6 protein-coding genes are annotated in these 12547 nt (G+C 43.0%); 4 read left to right on the top strand and 2 right to left on the bottom strand.

Features of this window, described 5'->3' with window-relative positions; translation table 11 throughout:
* Positions 1-13: 13 nt before the first annotated feature.
* A complete protein-coding gene (locus JMY03_RS07140; protein ID WP_201602486.1) occupies positions 14-1789 on the bottom strand; it encodes a 2-oxo acid dehydrogenase subunit E2 in 1776 nt (591 codons plus the stop codon).
* A 38-nt stretch (positions 1790-1827) separates the two neighbouring features.
* Positions 1828-4644 carry a pyruvate dehydrogenase (acetyl-transferring), homodimeric type gene (gene aceE, locus JMY03_RS07135; RefSeq protein ID WP_201602484.1) on the bottom strand — a complete coding sequence of 939 codons (2817 nt, stop codon included), beginning with the start codon at positions 4642-4644 and terminating at the stop codon, positions 1828-1830.
* A 443-nt stretch (positions 4645-5087) separates the two neighbouring features.
* On the opposite strand from aceE, the gene JMY03_RS07130 reads away from it, so the two are divergent.
* The 4 genes from JMY03_RS07130 to JMY03_RS07115 all read left to right on the top strand — a co-directional run bounded on the left by JMY03_RS07130 (position 5088) and on the right by JMY03_RS07115 (position 12509).
* A complete protein-coding gene (locus JMY03_RS07130; RefSeq protein ID WP_201602482.1) occupies positions 5088-7076 on the top strand; it encodes a hypothetical protein in 1989 nt (662 codons plus the stop codon).
* A gap of 284 nt (positions 7077-7360) precedes the next feature.
* Entirely contained in the window at positions 7361-8968 is a 1608-nt protein-coding gene (locus tag JMY03_RS07125; RefSeq protein WP_227675540.1) for a hypothetical protein, read from the top strand.
* A 540-nt stretch (positions 8969-9508) separates the two neighbouring features.
* Complete coding sequence (locus tag JMY03_RS07120; RefSeq protein ID WP_201602477.1) at positions 9509-11551, top strand: hypothetical protein; 2043 nt, start codon at positions 9509-9511, stop codon at positions 11549-11551.
* A gap of 493 nt (positions 11552-12044) precedes the next feature.
* Positions 12045-12509 (top strand): hypothetical protein, encoded by a 465-nt coding sequence (locus tag JMY03_RS07115; RefSeq protein WP_201602474.1) that lies wholly within the window; start codon positions 12045-12047, stop codon positions 12507-12509.
* The last annotated feature ends 38 nt before the right edge of the window (positions 12510-12547 follow it).

Raw genomic sequence — 12547 nt, 5'->3', positions numbered from 1 at the left:
AGATAGAAGCTATCTATAATAAAATACGGCGCGGATCCGCTAACAAAGTCGTAATGTAGCGAGTAAATACCGCGGCATCAGCACCATTGATCACTCGGTGATCATACGATAAAGATAACGGTAACATCAGACGCGGCTCAAAAGTCTGCTTACTCTCATTCCAGCGCGGCTGCATACTGGCTTCAGACACCCCTAAGATACCGACTTGTGGCCAGTTGACCAGCGGCGTAAATGCCGTACCGCCTAAGTTCCCTTGGCTCGAAATCGTAAAGCTCGCGCCTTGCAAGTCTTTAGCGCCAAGCTTCTTATCACGAGCCTTACCTGCCAGCTCGCCAATCTCGATAGCGATTTGTTTGAGACCTTTGTTTTGAACGTTTTTTATCACTGGCACAATAAGCCCGTCATCGGTTGCCACCGCGATACCCATGTTGACGCTTTTGCGTACGATAATCTGAGTATTGTCATCGCTCAAATGACTGTTAAAGCGTGGATGCTGCGTCAAGGCATGAGCAGTTGCTTTTACCACAAAGGCTAGGATAGTAAAGCCAATACCTTCAGCTTTCATACCGCCTTTGAGCTCACTACGCAGTTTTTCAGTCTCGGTGATATCGGACAAATCAAACTGTGTGACTTGCGGCAAGTAAGTATTGTAATTGAGCTGCGGAATCGAGACCTTTTGTAGACGACTTAAGTCTTCTATTTCAGTCTCGCCCCAAATCTCTTTATTACTCATATCTGGCAAGCTTGGTAAGCTGCCACGCTCTACACTACCGCTAGTCGTCGCAGCTTTTTGTTTGCTTAAGCTTTCTTTGACATGAGCAAATAGATCTTCTTTTAAGATACGATCATTGAGCGCTGAGCCGGATACTTGGGTGATATCTACGCCCAATTGACGCGCCAGCTTACGTACGGCGGGACCGGCATACACCTCCGTGAACTTCTCATTCACTTGCGCTTCGGTAAGTTTATCGCCAGAGCTTTTAGTCTGACTATCAGTAGTAGTCGACTTACTTGCCGATGGCGCTGCAGCTTGTTTGGGCTCGCCCGTTGTCTGCTGCTTTGAGGATATACTCTCGTTTGCTGATTGCTTAGCTTCTGAGTCCTTTTTAGACGTTTGATTATCAGCAGTCGAACTATCTGAACTATTGGTGTTATCTGCACTACTGCCAACAATCACGATAAAGTCTTGGCCATTGGCGACCATGTCACCTGCTTGCACGAGGATTTTCTCAATAGTACCGGTCTCGGGTGCGGGCACTTCCACCGACGCTTTATCAGACTCGATGAGCAATATAGAGTCATCGGCGGTGACCTTATCACCCACGCTGACCATAATCTCCGCCACTTGCGCTTCTTCGACGCCTAAGTCTGGCAACGCGTGAGTCGTTGCACGACCAGTACTCTCTTCAGGCTCAGAAGTATCAGACTTATCCTTTGTCTGCTCTGCTTTATCGTTATTTGTAGCAGCTGCTTCTGTAGATTTACTATTTTCTGTATCCGCTTCAGGCTGTTTTTGCTCATTTTTAGAGCTATCATCAGACTCATCATCTGCGCCGCTATCGGCATCGCTATCGACCTCGATCAGCACCATGCCTTCGCTCACTTGGTCACCAACCTCAACGTTGATTTTGCTGACTTTACCAGCAGCAGAGCTTGGTACTTCCACTGATGCCTTGTCAGACTCTAATAAAATGATATTGTCGTCTTTAGCAATGACATCACCGACCGCTACCATGATCTCACTGACTTCGGCGCTCTCGACACCTAAATCGGGGGCTTTAATATCCATCCTAGTTTCTCCTTATTATATCGTCACGTAATTGTGGGCTATTCTTTGATGTCATCATCATTTAGCAATTCGGCGTCGGCTTGATCTTCGGCGCGGCCTTCGCTAGAGATTTCATCATCATCTTCACCGACAAAATCAGGAACAGGATTTGGATTGACGTTATCAGGTGCTGGAGCGTCTGGGAAATGGTCATAATGGGGCTGCTGCTGCCAAGCAGGCGGCTGATCGACTTCGATGCCGAAGCTTGAGATCGCATCTTTGACTAAGCGCATCTCAACCTCGCCCTCGTCTGCTAAGCGCTTGAGCGTCGCCACCACGATATGAGCGGCATCAACGTTAAAGAAGCTACGCAGCTGCTCACGAGTATCTGAACGACCATAGCCATCGGTACCTAAAGTGATATACGGGCGATTATCTGGTAGCCATGCTCGAATTTGCTCAGAGTAATTCCGCATATAATCTGTGGCAGCCACGACGATACCTTCATGCGGCGCTAATTGCTCTGTGACCCAAGGCACGACCTCTTCCTCTTGCATAGGATGCAAGCGGTTGTAGTCATCACAAGCCATACCATCACGAGTCAGCTCATTGAAGCTGGTCACGCTCCAGACGTTTGCGGTAATATTGAACTCATCGTTGAGGATTTGCGCCGCTTTTTGTACTTCGCGCAAAATGACCCCTGAGCCTAATAGCTGCACTTGGCTTGAGCCATTATCTTCAAGCAAGTACATGCCGCGCTTGATGCCTTCCTCTACGCCTTCTGGCATCGCTGGCTGCTCATAGTTTTCGTTCATCAGCGTTAAGTAATAATAGACGCGCTCACCCTCGCCATACATCCGGCGCAGACCATCATGCATAATGACGGCTAGCTCATAACCAAAGCACGGGTCATAGCTCACGCAGTTGGGCACAACGCCAAATAAAATCTGCGAATGGCCATCTTGATGCTGTAAGCCCTCACCATTTAGGGTGGTACGGCCTGCGGTGGCGCCTAATAAGAAGCCTTGCGCTTGACAGTCGCCTGCTGCCCAAGCCAGATCGCCGACACGCTGGAAACCAAACATTGAGTAGTAAATATATAGCGGAATCATCGGCAGCGCATTGACTGAATAGCTGGTCGCCAGCGCAATCCAAGTACTCATTGCACCTGCTTCGTTGATGCCTTCCTCTAACATATGACCATCGATAGCTTCTTTATAACCCATCAGCGCTTCGCTATCCTCTGGCGTGTATTTTTGTCCAGAAGCAGAATAAATCCCTAACTGACGGAACATGCCTTCTAAACCAAAGGTACGCGCTTCATCAGGAACGATAGGCACGACGCGGTCTTGGATATCTTTGTCCTTTAGCATCGCCGATAGCAGACGCACAAACACCATCGTCGTTGATTGCTCTTTACCTTTACTACCCTTAAGCACGCGATCAAAGATAGACAAATCCGGAATATTAAGCGGGATATGACCACTACGGCGGTTAGGCAGATGTCCGCCTAGCGCTTCACGGCGACCTTTTAGATACTTCATCTCCGCAGAATCCTCTTCTGGACGATAAAAAGGCAGCGTCTCTAATTGCTCATCCGTAAACGGCAAATCAAAACGATCACGGAAATACATCAACGACTCATGATCGAGCTTTTTGATCTGATGCGATTTATTGACCGCTTGCGCTTGCGTCGATAAACCATAGCCTTTGACTGTTTTTACTAGTACAACGGTTGGCTGACCTTTGGTCTTCATCGCCTCACTGAAGGCGGCGTAGACTTTCACCGGATCGTGACCGCCGCGATTCAAGCGGGAGATATCCTTATCAGATAATTCATTGGCCATCTCTTCAAGCTCAGGATATTTGCCAAAGAACTCTTTACGCACAAAGCTAGGATCGCGTGCCTCATAGAGCTGATATTCGCCATCGACCACTTCTTCCATACGGTGCTTGAGTACACCAGTGTCATCTTTGTCGAGTAGATTATCCCACTGACCGCCCCAAATAACCTTGATAACGTGCCAACCGGCGCCGCGAAATACCGACTCTAGCTCTTGAATGATCTTGCCGTTACCACGTACTGGGCCATCGAGACGCTGCAGATTACAGTTGATGACCCAAATGAGGTTATCAAGCTTCTCGCGGCCAGCAAGAGAGATGGCTCCCAAGCTCTCTGGCTCATCAGTCTCGCCATCCCCTAAGAAAGTCCAAATCTTGCGGCCTTCAAACTCAAGTAAGCCGCGGTTTTCCATATAGCGGTGCACATGCGCATGATAAATCGACATGATGGGGCCCAGACCCATAGACACCGTTGGGAACTGCCAATAATCAGGCATCAAATAAGGATGCGGATAGCTCGACAAGCCTTTGCCGCCAACTTCGCGGCGAAAATTCTCTAGTTGATCCTCACTCAAACGCCCTTCTAAATATGAGCGCGCGTAGATACCGGGCGCGGAGTGACCTTGATAATAGATCATATCACCACCGAAGTGATCATTAGCGGCACGGAAGAAGTGATTAAAACCTGTCTCATACAGCGTAGCGCTAGAAGCGAATGTCGCTAAGTGACCACCCAAATCATCATCGTTCTTATTCGCGCGCATCACCATAGCCAGCGCGTTGTAGCGAATGAGCGCCCGAATCTTACGCTCTATGCCCAAATCACCGGGGTACATCGGCTCGTCTTCGACTGCGATACTATTGATATAAGCGGTGTCCAAACGGTTAAATGGCAAGCCCTCTTGTACCGACATGTTATAGAGCGCTTTTAATAAAAACTGGGCACGATCCTTGTCGGCATGCTTAATCACTGATTCAAAAGCATCTAGCCATTCCTGTGTTTCGGTGCTATCGGCATCCTTGTAATAATTCATCTTGGTCAATCCTTTTTAGGTCTTGTCTGTCTTCTGACAGATTATCGTTAGAATAAAATGGTCGTATCAGTTACTGTTAAATAACTTGTGAAAACTATTCAATAGTTAGGAGACTATATCTATCTATTATAGGCACATAATGCTAGATTGTTTATGGCTTTAAAGAAATGACAAATCGACAGGTATTTAGCAAAGAAATAATGAATAGTAATTAGGTGAATATTGATAACTTTAGGCTTAGTATATGATACCTAATACTGGTCTTTGATTATTAATAAACAAATCGTTGTAATGAATACGCCGTCTTATTAATAAAAGATTATATGTTTTCATTTAATAGTATTAAGTAATCACAATTCACTCTATGATGAATAACAATCATTCTTACAAATTAAAGTCGATTTTAAGGGACTATGATGCGTCTAGACTACGAGCGGAAAGATTTGCGATTAATTAATCTACTTAGTGTCATGCTGTTATTTATAGGACTGAGTATAAGCTCGGCTCAGGCTAACTTTGTATCTAATGAAACTTCTGCCGTTGCAGCCTGTCCATTCAATCACAAGATGTATTATATCGGTGCTACCCCGCCTGCCTCTACTCAAAACTTTCCGGTTACCTCTCAAGCGCTTAATTGGACTGCTGGCAATACTACAAGAACGTTTACGTTCACAGAAGCCTCAGGTAATAAAGAATTTGTAATCAACTTCCCCATTCTGTTAGACCTAAATAACTTCTTTGATGTACCACCATTTTATGGTTCTTTGAATGGCATCACTACGAATGCAATCAACCTTGATCACGACTCACCAGCAGTCAAAACCAATCATAGTATGAATGTAAGTGTCAATCGATCTGTGACTAAAGTAGGTTACAAGATACAGGATTTGGATTCTACTGGTACTACTGGACGAGTACCCTATATTGAGCAAGTTGACGTCTCTGCCAATCAAGGTCAACTTACATTTAATGCAAATTTCCATACTAGAAACGCGGCTGGTAACGTTGTGACAGGTCGTTCTGGTCTCAATTGTAGTACTGGACAATGTACAATTGATGCAGCTTGGAATTATAAACTCGCCAACACTGCACTCAACTTGAAACATAACAACTCATTCACTCAAAGAAATAGCCCACATACTATCGGCTACTCTGACTTTTTCTTCTGCCTTGCACCACCGAAGATTATCGTGAACAAACTGTTAGATGGTAGCCGCGTGGACGGTGATGATCAGTTCCGTATTGAATTGCGGCGCACGGATAACAATGCCTTTGTAGAAGCTTTTACGACGACTGGATCTAATGATGTAGTCACTGACAACACAACCACAGTCACTACCCTGACCGAAGGAGTTAACTATACGATCTCTGAGCAAATCATCAATGGTAATCTACTTGACTACCAAACCACTTATACCTGTTCAAACGCAACCACTGGTACGGATGTGGTCTTTAGCAGTGGCGAGATGTTAATTAACAATGCCGGTACGCGTCGCACGTTTGCGATAAATAACGTAAGCTACGGTGATGAAATCACTTGTAACGTTACTAACACACCGTCTCAATATACATTCTCAGGCATCGTCTTCAACGATAATGGCGGCATTACAGCAAGCAGCACCACTAGACAAAATATATCCTCTACTTTTACGAGTAATGCCAGTTACTTTAATACAGTCTTTGATAGTGCGACTGAATCTGGCATTTATGATGCGAGCATGAGCATACGTTTAACTGATTGTAATGGTACCAATATCACAACTACCTCAGCCAATCCGCAGCCTGTCTCAAATATACAAGCGACTAGAGGCAGGTACAACTTCACTGTACCCGCCAACGCGCTTACCAATAGAACTCGCGTCTGCGTGGTGCAAAATGAGCCAAGCGCTTGGAATTATACGGTAGATACCACGCCAGATAAGCGTGAAGTTACCTTAGTCAATGGTGTATTTGACTATAAAACTGAGAGCGATGGTTCTCGCAATTTAGATTTTGGCGAAGTACGCGCTGAAAATGCTGCTCTAGTACTGATCAAGTCTCAGTACGTTCATGAATGTAATGATGGCCTTAACTATCAAAGTGTTGGTAGCAGTGAGAATCCAACGCTAGGCTTTAGTATCAACCCTATTAGCGATGTCGATCCAGGTAATTGTATTGCTTATCGCATTCAGGCTTATAACCGTGGTCATATCGGACTTCAGCAAGTGCAGATTAGTGACGAGCTACAATCTGATACTGTGGTCTCAGTATTCAAGCGCCCAGCGCCGTTGTTTATTCCGACTTCAACTGCTAGTCCAAGCGTTACTTACGATACCAATGGCACCATCTTATCCAATTTATTTAGTTTAGCAGCTACGCCTGTGACCGCAAGCCAACCCAATTCTGCTACCTTATATTTTAATACCAAGTACGGTACGACTCAGTCGAACTAATTGATAGTTATCGGTTTATCTCAATTTTTACTTCTACTCTAAATGGGCGCTTTTATCTCCAAAAGTGCCCATTTATATATAAAATTTCACTTCATTTGCACTTCGTCCTACTATATCTACCTTTCATAATATAGTGTTAGTCTTTCGTAACGACTATGACTAGTATAGCTTGTTATATTAGCAGTATCGTTTTGACTAGATGGCTTATTACTCGGTAAAGTTAGATCATAGGACACAAGAATATGTACAACACTCATCATTCTCTATATTCATATTTTACGAGTATGTCTATCTTTAGAGTACTCGTCTCTATTGTATTTATGACTCTATTTTTTAGTAGTCAGTCGTCTTATGCAGCTGCTCCTAACCCTGGCGCGGTTTGTGATAGCAACTTTGCTCAAGGTAGCCTGACGTCCAGCGACTATACCAATCTAGTCAATAGCAATGATTATGTCAATATCGCTGGTAATTCATCGGGCGCTATTCCTTTGCAGATAAAGATGACGATTTCAGAAAAAAATGGTCCTCCTACTAGTGGCAGCTTTGCTGTAGCAACGGTAGGTAATGATAGCGCATTTCAGCTTTTTCGCAATTTCCCTTCTGTAGATTCTGTTACCTCAGTTGATCTTGACTTTCGTAACAGTATAACGGAGCAACCTATTTTTTTGACCAATGTGGCTATGAGTGCTTTTGACATTGACTTTGCATTAAATAATAGCAATGCCTTTGATGATTATGTATTGTTTTCAGGAGTAACTGCCAGTGGCGATACTATAAACGGATCTTATCAATCTCTACAGGCAGCAGGCTCAAATATCCGACCTTTTCCAGATACTCGACCAAATACTCCAGGCCTTGGTCTATATACCATCAATACTAACACTGCCACTGAGTGCCCAGGTACCAATTTAGATGTAGACTGTCAAGGTTCAGTACAATTTTCAGAACCCGTCAGTTCGGTAAAAATTCGCTACTCCAATGCCAATTATCGTACTAGTTATAGAAATCCAACCAATCAGCAAATATTTTTTAGAGTAGACAACTATTGCTACGTTCCACAATACATTTTCTCAGGCATTGTTTTTAACGATGCTGGTGGTATTATCGATGCCGAAGCTGACGCGACTAAAGACAATCTAACCACGGGTGTCTACGCCAATCGTCCGAACTACTTCAATGGCGTATTTAATCCTCCTCAAGAGTCAGGTATTAGCGGAAGTACGGTAAGGTTGGCAAATTGTGCAAACGGAACTACTTATCCAACCCAATCAGTTCTCAAACCTGAGGCACCGACTGGTGCTTATCAGATTAGTATTCCTAAAACTACTTTAGGTAGTAATACAAATCTTTGCCTAGTTGAGAGTAGAACAGGAAATACTTACCCTATTCGTACTACTAGTGACAGTCGCAATACTGGATTTTCAGCGACTACTTATAACTATCCAAATAATAACTTCGGCAGAGTGATTGCAGCGAATAGAGCTTTAGTACTCAAAAAGTCTCAATATATAAACGATTGTCCTGCTACTTTAGATTATGCCAGTATTAATGACGCGCCTACTCCCCTCACAGGATTTAGTACAGCAATGATTGAAGGTATTGCACCTGGCAGATGTATTGCCTACAAGATTACAGCGACCAACCGCGCTAACACAAAGATTGATAACTTCATTATGAAAGATGTTTTACAAAAAAAAGGGACAGGCGGTGCTCTTGTAACTTCGGTACTCGCCAATCCTGCGCTTGCTACTGCTGACTATATTACGGGTGGTGGTGCTAATAGCAGTCCTGCTATAGGTGAAAACGGTACCGTCCGAACAAAAAACTTAGTGTTAGAACCACGATCTAAACGTAATTTTTATTTTAATACTAAGTACGGCACGAGTCAGTAGCCTGTTCATATTCCTCTCTTACTAATTGTAGACAGCCTGCCTAATATTCTATTAGGCAGGCTGTTTTTTTATAGCTTCATTTGCAAACAGGTATGTTTACCAAGACTTTAAGACCACAGTCGTAGCTGCTCTTCTCACTCAACTCAATAGACAGTAATACCATTCAACGACTGTAAACGTCCATTCATCATCTTTTAAATGACTTGTGATTATCAATTTGTAATGATGCAGCAACAAAAAATCTATAGCACTATCATCAGGAGTTAGCACAGAGCTCGTTATCTCTTTTTGTTTTCATCATATCTTTTATCTCGAAAGCTTTTTGCTATGAGAATCTGATCATCACGGTTATATAAAGGATTTTGATATGTCACATTTTAAAGTTTTACGTACCACAGTATTCATAGCGGTTACCTCTACCGTTTTGTTCGGTGCCGCTTATGCTGATGACGCTCAATACGACCGTCAGCTAAGCAAAATAATATCTATTTGTATTATTTGATCACCCAACCCTTTACCCACTTTGGCTAGGATCTTTTTATGAAACCGAACCCTTTTAAACATAGCTTGATCGCTGTTGGCGTTACCGCCGCTTTAGGTCTTTCTACTCATGCTGTCGCAACTAATACCACTTCTGGTACGACAACTAATATTATCGATATCGAAAACGTTGCAGTCGCAAGTTACGATGTGGCGGGAGTCGAGCAGCCAGAGGTAGTCTCTAATAAAGTGATTGTTCGAGTATCAGAACAGCTGTCTTTTTCATTACTGGCACAAAATAACGACGGTGATTTAAACGATAATGTCAATAATGGCGGTGATGTGTCACCTAATGGTATTATCCCGTTCGAACATAGACTTGAGAATACTGGTAACCGTAAAGATACCTATACTTTAAATCTAAGCAACGTAGAAACAGGTGACGACGCTCAGTACGATGTAGATAACTCTACAGTGACGTATCAAGGCTACAACGCTGATGGCACACCTATTACTGATCCAGCATACTCTGGTACAGATGTTCCAGTGTCTACTTGGAACAATCAATCCATTCCACTAGAAGCAGGGCAATACATTGACATTACTATTAACGCCAAAACCTTAGGCAATAAAGGTGGTAATACACAAGATCTAACCCTGACTGCTACTAGCTCATTATTGCCTGATGCTAATAAAACGCTGACCAACGTTGATAAGTCAGTGACTACGTTGCCAACCTTTAGTATTGTCAAAACCGTAACTAACGCACTGGATCTAAACGATAGTAATGACACTGCGGCGTATCAGATTGTCATTAAAAACCCATCGACTGACTATTCTGCTGATGCAACCGACGTCACTATCACTGATGATTTACCAGCGGGCCTACTCATTGCTCAAGCTTTGACCACAAACAGTATAACTATTGATGGTAGCGCGACTAAAGGCGCATTGAGTCAGACAGACAAAGGCTTTGAGCTAACGGGAGTAAACATCCCAGTGAACGGTAGTATTACTATCAACTTTACGGTCAAAAAAGATCCTAATGCTGCTTTAGCCAATAATGCATTGAACCATGTCAAAGTTACTGATGATCTGGACAATAATGCAGCTACTGATAATACGCTAATCGATAGTACTGATAGCTCAGTTGAGAACGTTGGTGACTTCTATACTGTCAATGATACCGACTTTACAGACGGTACCAATGCTACTGGTAATGATGGCAATGACTCAACTCAGCCACTGGCGACCATCAAACGTGAGTTAGAGCTAAGCAATCCGACGATTAAAGAGATTGCACCAACGTCAGGTACAGCAGGTCAAGTCACGCATCAGACGATTATCACCAACAAGGGTCAAAATGTTGAAGGTAATAGTACTAACCCACTAGTCCTTACGATTACTGATGGTAGTAATGACGCTGTGAATCCTGTGCTTAGTGAGTTCTTCTTAATTTATACTCCAGCGAATGGTACACCTAGCCAGCCCATTTCAGTAACACCAACCGAGGCTGGAGGTGTCTATACCATCACTGGCGATCAGTTTCCTGGCGGCGCAGGTTTAAACCCAGGTGACAAAGTGGAAGTTAGATACAATATGGCATCTACTAGTGCTGTTGTTGGTAGTGAAGAGACTACAGTGGTCGAGCTATCTGCTGGTGGTGAAGGCGCTCCTACAAATATCGACTCTGTAACAGATACAACTCTTGTTAGAGGAGTTACTTTAGTCAAGAGTCAAGCAATAGATGACACGTGTGACGGCACTGCCGATACCGCTTTTAGTAGCTCTGAAGATCCATTGGCAGCTACGCCTGGTCAATGTGTTATTTATCAAATCTTAGCCACCAATACCTCCTCTACAGAGCGAGGATTTAATATCCAAAACCTAGTCATCTCAGATGCGACGTCTAACTTCTCAGCGACTGCTAATTATAGAGGGGATGATCTGGCATCAACGACTAGTACAGGTACTGGCACTATCATTACAGATCAAGCAGCGCGTACAGCGGATGAGAACTTTATTAAAAGCACGCTTGATCCATTAGTACCGCAAGGTACCGCAACGATGACGTTCTCGGTGCAGATTAAAACAGATCGTTAATATTATTTTTGGACAAAGAGATGCCCATAAGTATTAGATGTGCTTATGGGTATTTTTGTGTATAATATGTAAAAAAAATTACATTTATCTTTTATTTTATTATGTGACAATTTACTCACTACCTACCTATAAACTACTGATATTTGGGCATTTGACTGTCTATTTTTGTCACTTCATAAAAAACATGTAATTACTATAAATTAACTGATGTATATTCAAACTATTACTAGTTGACCTATAAATGACTGTTATTCAAGGAAATTACTCTCAATTATGTAGATTAACTTGCCAGTATTACCGTTCAACTATCGCTATCTACCACTTATCTTCTTTGTGATGACTAATTGTTACTAATTCATGATAATGTCACTATTAAATTTGTATACTATCTTGCTTATTTCTATCTATCCTGATTTTTCAATATGGCACAGATATTGTAGGAATAAATACAATATATAGTTATATGAGCAGTAAATTTAACAAGGCTTATGATATGAAAATCTCTAAACTACTCCGTACAACTCTACTAGCAACGTTAGCATCTGCAACTTTATTAAGTACCGCTTATGCTGAAGATGCTTTAGAAATGGAATTGACTGCCAATAAAGTCATCAAGAATACTGACGGCAAAGTGAGCTATGCCCCTGTAAGCACAGCGCCCGCTGGTACTGTTATTCAGTACAAAGCCAACTATACCAATACTATCAATAAAGACATCAACGATTTAGCGGTTATTTTGCCCATTCCTGCCAACATGGTATTTAATGGTGAGGCAACGCCCGCTAGCGCTCAGGCAAGTATCGATGGTAAGAACTACGCCGATATGCCGCTTATGCGCAAAGTTGATGGCAAGATGGTCAAGATTCCATACTCTGAGTACCGTACTCTACGTTGGAATATTAAATTACTACCCGCTAAGAAGTCTGCCGCTGTGGCACTGAACACCATCGTTGAATAGTTCGTTTTGAACTACTCATTTATATCCTTTAGGAGATT

It is taken from the genome of Psychrobacter submarinus (genome assembly GCF_904846685.1).
GTDB lineage: Bacteria > Pseudomonadota > Gammaproteobacteria > Pseudomonadales > Moraxellaceae > Psychrobacter > Psychrobacter submarinus.
Note: the sequence above shows the minus strand (reverse complement) of the source record. Positions and strands in the feature narration are given on the sequence as shown.

Bases quoted from the DNA above. Each gene is read 5' to 3' on its own strand.
- aceE (WP_201602484.1), bottom strand. From the start codon at position 4,644: ATGAATTATTACAAGGATGCCGATAGCACCGAAACACAGGAATGGCTA.
- JMY03_RS07125 (WP_227675540.1), top strand. From the start codon at position 7,361: ATGTCTATCTTTAGAGTACTCGTCTCTATTGTATTTATGACTCTATTT.
- JMY03_RS07120 (WP_201602477.1), top strand. From the start codon at position 9,509: ATGAAACCGAACCCTTTTAAACATAGCTTGATCGCTGTTGGCGTTACC.
- JMY03_RS07115 (WP_201602474.1), top strand. From the start codon at position 12,045: ATGAAAATCTCTAAACTACTCCGTACAACTCTACTAGCAACGTTAGCA.
- JMY03_RS07140 (WP_201602486.1), bottom strand. From the start codon at position 1,789: ATGGATATTAAAGCCCCCGATTTAGGTGTCGAGAGCGCCGAAGTCAGT.